Raw genomic sequence first — 14,963 nt, 5'->3', positions numbered from 1 at the left:
TTCCTTAACCTTTGACTGCGCCTGCGGTCAGACCGCGCACAAAATAACGGCCTGCGACCAGATAGACCAGCAGGGTCGGCAGCGCGGCAATCACCGCGGCGGCCATGTTGACGTTGTATTCCTTCACGCCCGTGGACGTGTTGACCAGGTTGTTCAAGCCCACCGTGATCGGCTGCGAATCGCCGCTGGCGAAGACGATGCCGAACAGGAAGTCGTTCCAGATCTGCGTGAATTGCCAGATGATGCAGACGACGAAAATCGGACCCGAAATCGGCAGCACGATCTTGCGGAAGATCAGGAAGAAGCCGGCGCCGTCGATGCGCGCCGCCTTGATCAGTTCTTCCGGCACGCCGATGTAATAGTTGCGGAAGAACAGGGTCGTGAAGGCCGTGCCGTACACCACGTGCACGAAAACCAGGCCGGTAGTCGTATTGGCCAGGCCGAATTCACCGAGCAAACGCGCCATCGGCAAGATCACCACCTGGAATGGAATGAAGCAGCCCACCAGCAAGGCGGCAAACAGGATTTCCGAACCGCGGAAGCGCCAGTGCGCGAACACATAGCCGTTGAAGGCGCCCAGGAAGGTCGAGATCAGCACGGCGGGAATCACCATCTTGATCGAGTTCCAGAAGAACGGCTGCATGCCGTCGCAGGTGACGCCCGTGCAGGCCGACGACCAGGCCTTGGCCCAGGAATCGAACTGCCACACGTGCGGCAAGGCCAGCAGGTTGCCGCTGCGGATCTCGTCGAGCGACTTGAACGACGTCGACAGGGTCACGTACAGGGGCACGATGTAGTACACCGCGAACAAAATCAGCAGCAGGTATACCACCACCCGTCCGAGGGTGAGGCGATTATTGCGGGTAGGTGTCATCTCATCGCCTTTGCGCTGCGCGTTTCCAGGTACATCAGCGGCACGAGCACGGCCACGATGGTGGCCAGCATCATCATTGCCGATGCCGAGCCCAGGCCCAGCTGGCCGCGGGTGAAGGAAAACTGGTACATGAAGATGGCCGGCACGGACGACGAATTGCCAGGTCCGCCAGCCGTCAATGCGATGACCAGGTCGAAGCTCTTGATGGCGATATGCGCGAGGATCAGCAGCACGCTGAAGAACACGGGACGCATGGCGGGAATCACGATGCGCCAGTAGATCGTCGGCAGCGATGCGCCATCGACTTGCGCCGCCTTGATGATTTCGTCATCGATGCCGCGCAGGCCGGCCAGGAACAGGGCCATGACAAAGCCCGACGACTGCCATACGCCGGCGATCACCACCGTGTAGATGGCCATGTCGGAGTTCACCAGCCAGTCGAAGGTAAACGAGGTCCAGCCCCAGTCGTGCATGACCTTTTCCAGGCCCAGGCTGGGATTGAGCATCCATTTCCAGGCCGTGCCGGTGACGATGAAGGACAGCGCCATCGGATACAGATAGATGGCGCGCAGCGCGCCTTCGGCGCGGATTTTCTGGTCCAGCAGGATGGCCAGGAACAGGCCGATGGCGATGCTGCAACCGATGAACAGGACACCGAAGATGCCGAGGTTCTTGAGCGAGGTCCACCAGCGCTCGTTGTCGAACAGCTCGTAATATTGCACCAGGCCGGCGAACTCGTAGTTCGGCATCAGCCGCGATTCGGTCAGCGACAGCCAACCGGTCAAAAAGATAAAACCATAGACGAATACCAAGCTGGCGATGAGCGTGGGGCCCAGCACCATCTGCGGTATCCATCGGTCGAATTGCTTGCGTATGGACATAGGACAGCCGTAGAAGTAGAACTGCGTGTGGCGCCGGCCTGGCCGAAGCCAGGGCGGACGCCTGCGATGCATGCGATGCAGCGGGCGCCGGCGAGAGTGCCGGCGCCGTCGTGATTACTTCACTTTTGCCGCTTTGGCCAGCGCTGCGACCGCGTCTTTCGAGCTCATGTTGGTGTTCATGAACTTGGCGATGACGTCGGTCACGGCGCCTTGCGTGGCCGATGGCAGCGCCATGCCGTGGGCGAACGATGGCACCAGGCCGCCGGTCTTGTTGGTGGCGTCCATGTCTTCCATCGATTTCAGGGCGCAAGCGTCAAACTTGTCCTTCGATACGCCGGAACGCACGGGGATGGAACCCTTGTTCAGGTTGAAAATCGACTGGAACTTCGGATTCATGATGGCATTGGCCAGGGCGATCTGCCCTTTCTTCGCATTCGCATCTTTTTGCGTGAACATGGCAAACGAATCGATGTTGAAGGTGTAGGCCTTGTCCGTGCCAGGCGCTGCCACGCACAGGTAGTCCTTGCCCGGCACCTTGCCGGCGGCCGTGAACTCGCCCTTGGCCCAGTCGCCCATGAACTGGAAGCCGGCCTTGTTGTTGATGACCATGGCGGTCGCCAGGTTCCAGTCGCGGCCTGCCGCATCCTTGTCGATGTAGGTCTTCACCTTGCCCAGGGTGTCGAACACCTTGAGCATGGTCGGACCGGTCAATTCCTTCTGGTCCAGCTTGAGGATGGCTTTCTTGTAGAACTCCGTGCCGCCCACGCCCAGCGCGACCGATTCAAACACGGTGGCGTCCTGCCAAGGCTGGCCGCCGTGGGCGATCGCGATGCCGCCCGATTTCTTGATCTTCTCGGCCGCGTCGAAGAACGCATCCCAGGTGGTCGGGGTGGTGGCCACGCCGGCTTTTTTCAGCACTTCCGGATTGACCCACATCCAGTTGACGCGGTGGACGTTGACGGGAGCGGCAACATAGTGGCCCTTGTATTTCATGATATCGGCGACGACTTTCGGCAGCACGGCATCCCATTTGCCTGGAATGGCGGCATCATCGATATTGGCCAGCACGCCTTCGGCGCCCCACTCCTGGATCGATGGGCCCTTGATCTGCGCAGCCGTCGGCGGGTTGCCGGAAATGACGCGGGTTTTCAGCGCGGTCGCGGCGTTTTCGCCAGCGCCGCCAGCCACGGCGAAATCTTTCCAGCCGAAGCCGCTTTCCTTCACGATTTGCTGCAACTGGCCCACGGACTTCGCTTCGCCGCCGGAGGTCCAGTAGTGCAACACTTCCACGTCGGTTGCAAAGGCGCTGCCGGCAAATGCCAGGGTGGTCAATGCGGCCAGTTGGGTAATCTTGAATTTCAGTTTCATCTCCACATTCCTTTTTTGATCAAGCTTTTAGGGGGCTTCGGCATACGGGGCCGAAAAAGGTGAAATCTGCGCCTGTACCGGCGCTCTTGTGCTCAGACCCGCTTGCAAACGGGCATCATCTTGGTGTAAAGACGGCGCCGTGATCCATGACATGACTACATTGCATTTATATCACGGGACGGCGCCAAAAACGCATCCGCGAAGGATGCGCCAGGTTGATCTGCATTACAAACGTCAACACTGAACAAAACCGTCGCGAGCGGCAGTGATTTGTGGCTAAGAAGCGCAGCCGGGCTAAAGCCCGGTGAGCATCGCAGGCCGCAAAGCGCGCCGCGCAGCAGGTTTGGTTCGGTGTTTAGAACCAGGTTTCCACCTGGAAACCGTAGGAAGTACCGCTGGTATTGTTGTTGTAGATCGGGCCGCCGTTGTTCGACGCATTGACCGAGGCGGTGGCCGCATCGTTCCATTTGCCGTAGGTCACGAAAGCGCGCAGCTCGGGACGCGACCACAGGCCAGGGCCGGCCGAGATCGTCGGGGCGATGGTCAGCTTGGTCAGGCGCTTGGCCGGCAGGCCGCCCGCTTGCGTCACGCGGTCCGTGCCCAGTTCGCCCACCAGCTTGAAGTTGTTGGTGAACGCGTACACGGGACGCACGCCGACCGAGGTCCAGGTCGAGGAACCGTTGGCGTTCGATTCGTCTTTTTGCCACAGGGCGACGAATTCCATGCCGAAGTTGGCCATCGGCTGGATCGCCATGTCATTGAAGATGCGCGTGCGTTTCACGTCCGAACCGAAATTGGTGTCACCCGACGCGCCGAACTGCGCGCCCTTGCCGGTGCCAGGACCGACGCCGTACTGCACGCCGAAGGTATTGCCGCCGCCGAAGACTTTCGCTTGACGGTGGAAGGCCGACAGCTGCCAGCCGTTATGCTTCTGGCCAAACGCGTCGTTGTCCTTGCCTTCGCCGATGATGTAGGTCGCGGCCAGGTCCAGGGTGCCGTTTTCATTGACGGGAATCTCGCCGTAGATGAAGTTCTGGCGCACGGCCGATTTGGTGCTGACGACGCCGGTCTTCGACACGGTGTTGATGTCGTTGTCCTTGAAGAAAGCGTACGAGAATTTACCGGGGCCCGCAGGAATGCGGTCCAGGCCGGCGCCCGTGCCGTTCATGTTGATGTACTGCAAGTCCAGCATGTGGATGTCAGGACGGTAGTAGAAGCGCTTGCCGATCCAGGCCGTGCCGCCGTTCAGGAAATCGAGTCCCTGTGCTTCGACATAGGCCTTGACGATGCCCAGTTTGTTGTCGCCGAAATCGGAATTTGGCGCGTAGGCGTTGACCCAGATGGTGGCCAGGTAGTTCACGCCGCCGGACTGGGCGACGGACTTGGTGTAGCCGAATTCCGTGTAGGCGTCGCACTCATTGCCCAGACGATATTTCATGGTATTGCCGCCCAGGCCGAAGCAGCCTTGCGAGCCGCCGCCGCCCGAGGTATTGCTGCCGGCGCCGGCGCGCAGGTAGCCATGGAAGCCTTCGGAATCGGATGGGTACATGGGGTCGGCGGCAGCGGAACCGCTGGCGATGGCCAAAACGATGGCAGCTGGCAGTGTCTTCAACACGGCCTTCAACATGTTGCGATGCAGCATGGTAAGTCTCCTCAGTAGTTATTTTTTATCTAGTCATTCGTGGCCGAATGTACTGGCCAGAATTCTTTCCAGCAGGGACATAGTAACTATACTACGAACAAATATCAACATATTATGTTGTAATCCTACGACTACTCTGCGACACTTTATTTGCGTACCGACAAGCGAGTTGACTGCCCTGTTTTTTTCGCTGGCGCCACCGCATCTGGCACGGTGGACAGGCATTTGCGCAGGCATCCCGCATTTTTCGGCACGCGGCACGTATACGAATTAAAATCCTTGGTTTTTGCCCATAACGACAGTGCGCGGCCACGACCACGCACGCAGACGAGACAAAGCACCGCCATGAAAATTGATGAAAAAATGGAAGTAGCAGGCAGCGATCCAGCGGAGCGTTTCAGTGAAGGCCCGCGCCTGCTGGCAGACATCGGCGGCACCAATGCCCGCTTCGTGCTGGAAACGCGCCAGGGCCACCTGGAAGCGGTCGCCGTGCTGCCCTGCGACGACTACGCGTCGCTGCTCGACGCCATCACCGCATATATGGATAGCAGCGAGGCGCGCGCCGCCGGTTCGGCGCGCGTGCGCCATGCGGCCATCGCCATCGCCAATCCCATCGACGACGACAATATCCGCATGATGAACCATCACTGGTTCTTCTCGATCGAGGCCATGCGCGCCGCGCTGGGCCTCGACACTTTGCTGGTGGTGAACGACTTCACGGCGCTGGCCATGGCCCTGCCCTATCTGCGGCCCGACCAGCGCCAGCAGATCGGCGGCGGCATGGCGCGCGCCGACAGCGTCATCGGTTTGCTTGGTTCGGGCACGGGCCTGGGCGTGTCGGGCATGATCCCCGCGGAAGACCGCTGGATAGCGCTGGGCAGCGAAGGCGGCCACGTCAGCTTCGCCCCCTGCGACCAGCGCGAGATGGACGTGCTGTCCTTCGCCTGGCGCGAACTGTCGCACGTCTCGGCCGAGCGCCTCGCCTCCGGGCGCGGGCTGGAACTGATCTACCGCGCCCTGTCCGACCGGGCTGGCCGGCATGACGTCCCGCCGCTGCTGGCGGCCGACATCACCAGCCGCGCCCTGAACAATGAATGCGACGTGTGCCTAGAAGCGGTCGACTGCTTCTGCGCCATCCTCGGCTCCATCGCCGGCAACGTGGCCATGACCCTGGGCGCCCTGGGCGGCATCTATATAGGCGGGGGCATCGTGCCGCGCCTGGGGCCTTTGTTCGAACGGTCGCAGTTCCGCGCCCGCTTCGAGCAAAAGGGCCGCCTGAACGAATACCTGGCGCAGATCCCCACGTTTCTGATCACGGCCGAACTGCCTACTTTTCTGGGCATCGCCGCCATCCTCGCGCAAAAGCTCAAGCGCGCCCATACCGGCGCGCCCGTGCTCGAATCCGTGCGCCAGGCGCGCGGGCGCATGAGCCCATCGGAATGCAAGGTGGCCGACTGGGTATTGAAAGAGCCGAACGCCATGCTGACCCTGCCGATCGCCGAAATCGCCCAGCGGGTCGGCGTGAGCCAGCCGACCGTGATGCGCTTTTGCCGCTCGATCGGCGTGCAGGGCCTGGCCGATTTCAAATTAAAACTCGCTTCCGGCCTGACGGGCGGCGCCATCACGGTGGCGCACTGCCACGTGGAGATTTCGGACTCCGACGCGGAACTGGCGCGCAAGGTGCTGGGCAATAACGCTTCAGCCGCGCTGGCCATGCGCGACATGCTCGACGTGAAGGCGCTGACGGCGGCCATCGAACTGCTGCGCGGCGCGCAGCGCGTGGAATTGCTGGCCGTGGGCAGCGCCCGCGTGGTGGCCGACGACATGCAGCACAAGCTGCTCAACCTGGGCATCGTCAGCAGCTTCTTTGCCGACCCGCAGGCGCAGGAAATGAGCGCCGCCATGCTCAAGCCGGGCGACGTGGCGCTGGTCATTTCCCGTTCGGGCGCCCTGCCCGACCTGCTGCGCACCGTCAAGGTGGCGCAGGGCTGCGGCGCCCGCGTGCTGGCGATCACGGCCAGCGGTTCGCCATTGGCCAAGCTGGCCGACGTGCTGCTGACCCTGAACCACCCGGAAGGCAACCTCAATTTCGTGCCCATGATCGTGCGCCTGCTGCAGCTGATGATGCTCGATATCCTGTCGGTGGGACTGGCGCGGCGCGACACGGCGCAGCGCACCAGCGCCGCCCAGCTGGAAGAGGGTCAATTGCACGGCATGCGCATCAGCGGCAAGCTGAAATTCGGTGGCCACCTCGAATAAGGCGGCGCATGCCGCCCACGCCGCCGCCGACACGGCCAGCGGCGCCACCGTGCACGACGTGGCGCGCCTGGCCGGCGTCTCTGCCATGACGGTATCGCGCGTCATCAACGGGCGCGCCAGCGTCAGCGCGGCCACGCGCGACAAGGTCGAGGCGGCCATCGCCAGCCTGCGTTACCAGCCCAACCTGGCGGCCCGTGCCGCCCGCACGGGCACCCTGCGCATCGGCTTGTTATACAGCAACCCCAGCGCGGCCTTCCTCAGTGAATTTCTCGTCGGCGCCATGGACCAGTGCCGCCAGGGCGGCGGCCAGCTGCTGCTCGAACGCTGCGAAGACCTCGATAGCCAGCGCGCCGGCATCGATTGCCTGGTGGCGGCCGGCGTGGACGGCATCCTCGTGCCGCCGCCCCTGTGCGATTCACCGGAAGTGCTGGCGCAGCTCAATACCATGGGTATCCCCGCCATCGCCGTGGCCACGGCGCGCCCCTCGCCCGGCGTCTCGGCCGTGCGCATCGACGACTACGAGGGCGCGCTGGCCATGACGCGCCATCTGCTCGCGCTGGGCCACCGCGACATCGGCTTCATCGAAGGCGACCCGGCGCACACGCCCGCCCTGCTGCGCCGCCAGGCCTTCGAGGACGCCATGCGGGAAGCGGGCTTGCCAGTGCCGCCGCACAGGGTGGCGCAAGGCTATTTTACCTACCGTTCGGGGCTCGACGCGGCGCGCCGGCTGCTGGCGCACGAACCGCACCCCAGCGCCATCTTCGCCAGCAATGACGACATGGCCGCCGCCACCCTGGCCGTGGCGCACGGCATGGGCTTGCAGGTGCCGGCGCAATTGAGCGTGTGCGGCTTCGACGACACGCCCGTCGCCAGCACCGTCTGGCCCGAGCTGACCACCATCCACCAGCCCATCGCCGACATGGCGCGCGCCGCCGTCAAGCTCGTCATCGACGAGATACGCCAGCGCCGCGCCGGGGAGACGGCGCCCGCCACGCATCACTTGATGGAATTTACCCTGGTAGAGCGCGCATCGTCGGGCAGCTATGCGCCGCCGACGGCACAGGGCCAGCGCAGGCCTTGACGCTGCCGGAACAGGCGATGCCACCACCCGCCATTCCGGCGCACCCGGCCCTACAACGCCTCGGTCAAGGCGGGGCTGTCGATGGAAGTGACGGCATAACCGTTGCGGCCAGCGCTTTTTGCCTTGTAGAGCGCCGTATCGGCCGCCGTCAAGAATGCCCCCGCCGTCGTATCGCCCCGGGTGCAGAACGCCAAGCCGACACTGGTGGTGACATGCAGACCGATACCGCCGCAATCAAAGTGCACGGCCATCCCTTGCACGATTTTCTTGCCCAGTACCGCGAGCTCGGACTGCTCCGTCAGTTGTTCAAAAATAATGACAAACTCGTCGCCGGCAAGGCGGGCCACCGTGTCGGAGGCCCGGACGCAAGCTTTGAGCCGTTTGGCAAATTCAATCAATACCAGATCGCCGATACCATGCCCATACGTGTCATTTATTTTTTTGAAATAGTCGATATCCAGATACGCCAGCGCCAGGCCCGTGCCAGCGCGCCGGGCACGCGTCAATGCCGCGGCCAGCGCCTCGTCAAACATGCGCCTGTTGTGCAGGCCCGTCAGCATGTCAGTACGCGCCAGAGCGGCGAGGTTGTTTTCCGCCGCTTCCCTCTGCAGCGACAGCGCATAGAATGCACGGCTCAGCTTTCCAAACTCGTCTTTACGGGCGATATCAAACACCGCAATATCGGCATTGCCTGAGCGTATGCTCGCCACATGCCGGCCCAGATCGCCCAAAGGACGCAAGAGCAGCATCACCGCGATCCAGCCGGCACAACTGGCCAGGAAGGCCACGCCTGACGAAGCAATGATGACTTTGGCATACATATCGGTGACCGGCGTGAATGCCTCGCTTTCAGGATAGACGGCGCCGATGATCCAATCTGCCGCGCGCAAATGCTTGTACGTCATAATTGCCTGCACGCCCAGCTTGGTTTTACCTTGCGTCCAACCGTCGAATCCCCGCAATGCGGCCAAGGTGGAAGGGGTTGCGCCGCCCGTTTCATCATGCACCCGCTTCAGGACGCGCGCCGGGTCCGGATGGTGGAGTATCGTGCCGTCGTCGGTCAACATAAACAGATAACCGCTCTTGCCCGGCTTGAGCTGCTCCCACTGGCCAAAAAATGTCGGGCTTTGCAAATTGAGACCGCCAGCGATTACATACAGCAATTTGCCGGCTTTGTCATAGATCGGTTCGGTTACCAGCACAACGGGCTTGCCCGACAGCTGGCTCTTGAATGGACGCGATATCACGCCTTCCCTGAGCTTCACGGTATCGATAAAATATTCGCGCGCAGCGAAATTGAGCTTGCCGGCCACGCGCCGGTCATTCATGCTGGCAATCAGTTTCCCGGTAGCATCAAAGGCGACGAGATTGAAAAATTCCTCGCGCAGAGTTGGATGATTTTCTATAAATGCCTGCATCCGCTGCGGATGTTCATACACATCCGCAGGCAGCCCTTCCGCCAGCACCTTGAGCAGCGCTTTCTTGGCATTCAAGTCTTCGTCGATATATGCCGCGGCACTGGTCAGCAAGGCATATTGCTGATTGCCGATGACGGAGACCATCTGCCCTTGCGCGACAGACAGCGATGTGAGCGCAACAGAACCCGTTGCGCACAGCACCAGTACGCCCACGAGCACAGTCATCTTGAATTTGAAGCTCCGGGGATTGAAAAACTTCCAGATCTTATGCATGCGGACTTCCTTCTCAGCGCCCGTGCTCTGTAAAGCGCACGGACCCGGCCAAGTGGCGCCATGCATGGCAACGGGAAGCACGGCATATTGGTCAGCGCATGACTTCGAACCTATCCCCGGATGAATACACTCCCAGAACAGGCTCTTGACATGGCAAGAGAGCAAATCTTACGCCTATTCTCGCAAAAAGGGCGCCCTGGCGCCGCTGAATAGACACGCCATCCCCACATCATCGCCATATCGTACGCTCCAGCAACGATTCCACCACTTGCACCGCTGGCGGCGAACCGCCTGCCGCCAGCAGGCGCCCGCCACGCATCCTCTGATGGCGCTTACCTTGATGTAACGGGCGTCGACAGGGCCAGCGCGCTAGTCACACGCGGCCAGGCAGGCTCAGGGCTGCATCCCGGGCACTTGCATTTCCGCCTTGCGCGCCGCGATCTGGCCGCCCATGGCCAGCAGATCGAGCTGCGCCTCGCGCGCGCGCGGAAAAATCTCGCCCTCCTCTTCCTGTACGTGCTGCTCGATCTGCCTGGACAAGACCTTGACCTTGGCGTCGTACAAGTCTTCGCCGGGCGCCATGGCGACGATTTGCGCGATCAATTCCTTGGCCGAGGCATGTTCGACGATGGCTTCATCGATCAGGTCTTCATTCAGGCGGCTGGCCTCGCGCACGGCCGGATAAAAGATTTCCTCTTCCGCCATCGCATGCTTGCTCAATTCCTCGCAGATTTTCAGCGCCAGCTTGCGTTTGCTGGCGAGCGACCTGTCGCTGAGCCCCTCGTACTGTTCGAACAAGTCCTTCACCGTCTGATGATCTTGCGTCAGCAATTCGATCGCATCCATGTCTTGCATACCGGCATTTTGCTGGGAAACGGACGCTGCCTGATGGGATTGGGTGGCCATGATGTGTTCTCCAGGTGTGCAATGAAGTCCCCATTCTAGACAGGGCCATGCGGCGTGCATGTAGGAGGATTGCCAACGTCAAGGTAGGCCTGGCGGGAAGGTCAACGCGTTTCGATGCAGATCAAGCTGACCATGATAAATTTTTGCATTGCGTAAAAAATATGCGTGGTGCGCCTGCCTGCCGGCGCACCGCGCCATGCGACTTAACGCAGCTGCGTGCGCTGCGCCAGCGATTCCACCAGGTCCACCGAAGGCGGCGAGCCGCCGGCCGCCAGGCAGGCGCCTGCTCCGGCCGCGACGGCAAAGCGCAAGTGCTGGCCGCCGTCCGCATCGGGCCGGTACATCAGGCTGTACAGCAAGCCGCCGATGCTGGCGTCGCCCGCGCCCACGGAGTCGACCACCTCGATGGCGGGCGGGGCCGCCTGCCATGTCTGCTCGCCCCGGTACAGCGCCGCACCTTGCGACCCGCGCGTATACAAATACGTGGCCTGCGGATTCCAGCCGCGCAGCACGGCAAACGCGCCATCGATGTCGTCGTGGCGGAACAGGCCCGCCAGATCTTCATCGGACACCTTGATCACGTCAGCCAGCTCCGTCATGCGGCGCAGGGTGGCGTCGTAGCGCGCATCCATCATGATGCGGAAATTCGGGTCATAGCTGATCTTGACGCCAGCCGCCTTGAGCTCCTGCGCCAGCGCCACCAGCTTGCCCGCCAGCGGTTCGCGCGCCAGGCTGATGCCGCCGAAATGCACCCATTGCGCGCCCTGCATCCAGCCGGCCGGCAGCTGCGCCGCGTCGAAATGCAGGTCGGCGCTGTCGTCGCCGATGAAGTAATACGTGGGAGGATGCAGTTCATGCACGATGGCCAGCAGCGGCGATTTCGCGCGGCGCTGCAAGAAGCGCATGTCCAGGCCTGCCGCGTCGGTCGCTTGCGCCAGCGCGTCGCCGAAGACGTCGAGGCTGACGGCGCCCGCAAAGGCGCTGGGCACGCCCAGGCGCGCCATCACGCGCGCCACGTTCCAGGTCGAGCCGCCCACCTGGCTGCTCCAGGCGTCCGGCCCCGTGCGCAGCATGTCCGTCAGCGCTTCGCCGGCCGAAACGAATTGTGGAAATTCACGCGGGAAGGCGGCGCTCATGCGGCACCTTTGAGCACGTTCAGCACTTCATAGCAGGCGCCCATGGTGTGGTAATCGACCTTGCCGGCCGGGCTTTTCTCCTTGCTGATTTTCTGGTTCTCGGGCGTCAGGATGCGGTACCAGGCGCCGTGTTCGTGGTCGACGAAATGCTTCCAGCTGTAGTCCCATATCTTGTCGTAGCTTTGCCAGTAGGCGTCGTCGCCCGTGCGCGCGGCCAGCACGGCGGCGGCGGCGAAGCTTTCCGCCTGCACCCAGAAATATTTGTCGCCGTCGCAGATTTCATCGTGCGGGCCAAAACCGTAGTGGATGCCGCCATGCGCGCCATCCCAGGCCTTGGCCAGCGCCGTGTCGTACAGTTCGCGCGCGCGCGGCAGCAGCCACTCCGATGGTCCGGCCATGAACCTGGCGTGGCGCTCCATGATCAACAGCAGCTTGGCCCATTCCGTGAAGTGGCCGGGCTGGTAGCCCCAGGGACGGAAGATATTGCTCTTGTCGTGCAGGTTGTAATCCCAGTCGATAGCCCAGTCGCTCTTGTAGTGTTCCCAGATCATGCCGTTGGCCAGGCCCGCCTGGCGCACCGTGATGTTGTGCGCCAGGGTTTCGGCGCGGTGCAGGTAGCGCGCCTCGCCCGTCGCCTCGAATGCGGCCAGCATGGCTTCGCACGCGTGCATGTTCGCGTTCTGGCCGCGGTAGCCGTCCAGGGTGGACCAGTCGGCGCTGGCCACGTCCGCATACAGGCCGTGTTCGGGCAGCCAGAAGCGCTGTTCCATCAATTCGAAGGTTTCGTCCAGGTAGGCGCGCGCTTCCGCCACGCCCGCTTGCAAAGCGTGGGCATAGGCGAGCAGCACGAAGGCCAGGCCGTAGCAGTGGTTGGCGCCGTCTTCCACCGTCTTGACGCCATCTTTCCACGACAGTTGCCAGGCATAGCCGCCCGTGGCCGGGTCGCGGTGCACGTCGCGCAGGAAGGCCACGCCGTGGCGCAGCGCCGCCTGGTAATCGTCGCCGCCGAAGCGGCGGTGCGCCATGGCGTAATTGAAGATGAAGCGCGTGCTGCTGACCAGGTGACGCGTGGCAGCGTCGTAGACGGTGCCGTCGTCGAGGAAGAAGTGATAAAAGCCGCCGCTCGGGTCAAACGCGCGCGGGTGGTAGAAATGCATCGTGTGCTGGATGTGCTTTTCAAGCATGGCCCTGGAGCGGAAATCGGGATTCATGGGTCTCTCATGATATTGTTATCGATAACAATGATGATAGCATGCCGTTTCCGCCCCGTCTCGTCCACTTAGGGAGTCCTGGCCAGCCTGAGCTTTTCGCGCCACAGTGCCGCTTGCGCCGGGTCGGCCGCCTGTCCCAGCTCGCCCTTATCGTACACCTTGACCAGCCGTTCGATGGCTTCCGCGTCGCCCTGCTTCGCCGCCAGCAGGTACAACTCGAAGGGCTGGGGCGCCGGCCCTTGCCGGGTAGGGCCGCCGCGGCCCTGCTCCAGCAGCCGCGCGAAGCCCGTCTGGCCCGGGGGACTCTTGGCGATGGCCGCCATTTCATACCAGCCCAGCGCCGCCTCGTCACTCTGCGGCACGCCCTGCCCCACTTCATACGAGTAGGCCACATTGTTCAAGCCCGGCGGATCGAGCGCCTTGGCCGCCTGCATGTACCAGCCGAACGCTTCCCTGCGCTGCGCGTCATCGTGCGCCGTCATCATCAGCCGGTAGCCGATTTCATTGTAGGCGGGAATGAAACCGTTTTCGGCATAGAACTTCAGCCAGTGCAGCGCGTGCGCCTGTTCTGCCGCGCTGCTGTGGATGTTTTCAAAGTGCTGGGCCACCATGAAGTTGGCCAGTTCCACGCCTTGCGCAGCGCCCTTGCGCGACCAGTATTCGCCCAGCTTGCGGTCCGCCGCCATGCCCTGCCCCAGCGTATAGGCGACGCCCAGGAATGCCTGCGCCGGGCCATAGCCGCCTTCGGCCGATTTCCGCATCCACGCCAGGCCGGCGTCAACGTCACGCGGCGTGCCCTCGCCCTCGTGCAGCATCTGCGCCAGCTCCAGCTGGGCGGCCGCATCGCCCCCTTCGGCGGCGCGGCGCGTCTTTTCGTAGGCGGCGATTTTTTCCGGCGACAGGTCGGCCGGGCGGTTGACCACGGCCTGCACCTTCGCGCGCATGTCGTCGAGGCCGGACATATCGAATTCGGCCAGAGCCGGATGCTGGCGCGGTTCTTTGGAGGGCGCAGGCTGCGCCAGCACGGGCTGCGCCAGCGCCAGGGTCAATAACAATACGATGGTCTTCATTTCTTCTCGCTTTCCGCCAGCCTGGCGCGCCATTCGGCGGCGTCTTCGGCATTCGCCTGTTGTCCCAGTTCACCCTTCACGTACACGTCGAGCATGCGCCGCATGGCGGGCAAGTCGCCGCTCCATGCCGCCCGCTCGTACCAGACCAGGGCCAGCTTGTCCGACTGCGCCACGCCCAGACCCAGCTCGTGCGCGCGGGCCAGGTTGCGCATGCCGGCCGGTTCCTTTTCACGCGCCGATCTGTCATACCAGCGGAAGGCCTCGCCGCGCTCCTGCTCATCGGCGGCTGCGCGCATCAGGTGCTCGCCCAGCGCATTATAGGCAGGAATAAAGTGTTCTTCGAGCGCGGCCTTCTTCAGCCAGATGATGGCCAGCGCCTGTTCTTCGGCAGGGCTGCTGCCATCGATGAATTCCAGCGCCAGCATGGTTTGCGCCAGCGCGTCGCCCTGCGCCACGCCCTTGCGCAGCCAGTACTCTCCCTGCACGCGGTCGATGGGCACCTTGCCGCCCACCGTGTAGGCCAGCCCCAAAGCTGCCTGCGCCGGCGCATAGCCGCCTTCGGCCGACTTGCGTATCCAGGCCATCGAGTGCGCCGTGTCTTGCGGCGCGCCGATGCCCAGCTGCAGCATGCGCGCCAGTTCCAGCTGCGCCTCCACGTCGCCCGTTTCAGCCATACGCCGGGTCTCGGCAAACTCGGCGATGCTTTCCGGGCTATGGCTGGCCGCATCGGCCCGTGCCTTGATGGCGATCAGCTGCAGATCGAGCAAGGTAGGCGAGGTTTGCGCCAGTACAGGCAGCGGCAATAGCAAAGGGAGCAGCAATAGTAATTTCCTGGTCATGCGGC

12 protein-coding genes are annotated in these 14,963 nt (G+C 62.8%); 2 read left to right on the top strand and 10 right to left on the bottom strand.

Going from position 1 to position 14,963, the window contains the following annotated elements; all coding sequences use genetic code 11:
* Nucleotides 1-4: 4 nt before the first annotated feature.
* From IGS60_RS16220 to IGS60_RS16205, 4 genes are all read right to left on the bottom strand, one after another.
* Nucleotides 5-874, bottom strand: a complete 870-nt coding sequence (locus IGS60_RS16220; RefSeq protein ID WP_070290751.1) for a carbohydrate ABC transporter permease — start codon at nt 872-874, stop codon at nt 5-7.
* On the bottom strand, nt 871-1,755 hold the full coding sequence (locus IGS60_RS16215; RefSeq protein ID WP_034777935.1) for a carbohydrate ABC transporter permease: 885 nt from the start codon (nt 1,753-1,755) through the stop codon (nt 871-873). Before IGS60_RS16215 ends, IGS60_RS16220 begins: the two co-directional genes overlap by 4 nt.
* A gap of 114 nt (nt 1,756-1,869) precedes the next feature.
* Entirely contained in the window at nt 1,870-3,123 is a 1,254-nt protein-coding gene (locus tag IGS60_RS16210) for an ABC transporter substrate-binding protein (protein WP_035817882.1), read from the bottom strand.
* A gap of 355 nt (nt 3,124-3,478) precedes the next feature.
* Nucleotides 3,479-4,765, bottom strand: coding sequence for a carbohydrate porin (locus tag IGS60_RS16205; RefSeq protein WP_099408604.1), 1,287 nt, complete (start codon nt 4,763-4,765; stop codon nt 3,479-3,481).
* 345 nt (nt 4,766-5,110) lie between these two features.
* Between IGS60_RS16205 and IGS60_RS16200 the strand changes: the two genes are divergently transcribed.
* Together IGS60_RS16200 and IGS60_RS16195 are read left to right on the top strand one after the other, a co-directional pair.
* Complete coding sequence (locus tag IGS60_RS16200; RefSeq protein WP_070222013.1) at nt 5,111-7,024, top strand: glucokinase; 1,914 nt, start codon at nt 5,111-5,113, stop codon at nt 7,022-7,024.
* A complete protein-coding gene (locus IGS60_RS16195; protein ID WP_230505511.1) occupies nt 7,008-8,105 on the top strand; it encodes a LacI family DNA-binding transcriptional regulator in 1,098 nt (365 codons plus the stop codon). Before IGS60_RS16200 ends, IGS60_RS16195 begins: the two co-directional genes overlap by 17 nt.
* Before the next feature lie 50 nt (nt 8,106-8,155).
* On the opposite strand, the gene IGS60_RS16190 is transcribed toward IGS60_RS16195, so the two are convergent.
* From IGS60_RS16190 to IGS60_RS16165, 6 genes are all read right to left on the bottom strand, one after another.
* Nucleotides 8,156-9,796: a diguanylate cyclase gene (locus IGS60_RS16190; protein ID WP_070291723.1), complete on the bottom strand. Its 1,641-nt coding sequence runs from the start codon at nt 9,794-9,796 to the stop codon at nt 8,156-8,158.
* Nucleotides 9,797-10,189: 393 nt separating this feature from the next.
* On the bottom strand, nt 10,190-10,642 hold the full coding sequence (locus tag IGS60_RS16185; RefSeq protein ID WP_070310706.1) for a hemerythrin domain-containing protein: 453 nt from the start codon (nt 10,640-10,642) through the stop codon (nt 10,190-10,192).
* Nucleotides 10,643-10,905: 263 nt separating this feature from the next.
* A complete protein-coding gene (locus tag IGS60_RS16180) occupies nt 10,906-11,838 on the bottom strand; it encodes a carbohydrate kinase (protein WP_230505508.1) in 933 nt (310 codons plus the stop codon).
* Nucleotides 11,835-13,049, bottom strand: coding sequence for an AGE family epimerase/isomerase (locus IGS60_RS16175; RefSeq protein WP_230505506.1), 1,215 nt, complete (start codon nt 13,047-13,049; stop codon nt 11,835-11,837). The genes IGS60_RS16180 and IGS60_RS16175 overlap by 4 nt, the downstream gene beginning before the upstream one ends.
* Before the next feature lie 68 nt (nt 13,050-13,117).
* The gene (locus IGS60_RS16170; RefSeq protein WP_230505504.1) at nt 13,118-14,119 is read right to left on the bottom strand and encodes an SEL1-like repeat protein; all 1,002 of its coding nucleotides are present in this window, start codon (nt 14,117-14,119) and stop codon (nt 13,118-13,120) included.
* Complete coding sequence (locus IGS60_RS16165) at nt 14,116-14,940, bottom strand: tetratricopeptide repeat protein (RefSeq protein WP_230505501.1); 825 nt, start codon at nt 14,938-14,940, stop codon at nt 14,116-14,118. The genes IGS60_RS16170 and IGS60_RS16165 overlap by 4 nt, the downstream gene beginning before the upstream one ends.
* Between the last annotated feature and the right edge of the window lie 23 nt (nt 14,941-14,963).

Source organism: Janthinobacterium sp. FW305-128, from assembly GCF_020858135.1.
Classification (GTDB): domain Bacteria; phylum Pseudomonadota; class Gammaproteobacteria; order Burkholderiales; family Burkholderiaceae_D; genus Janthinobacterium.
The sequence above is the reverse complement of the archived record's forward strand: the minus strand, read 5'-3'. Positions and strand labels throughout refer to the sequence as shown.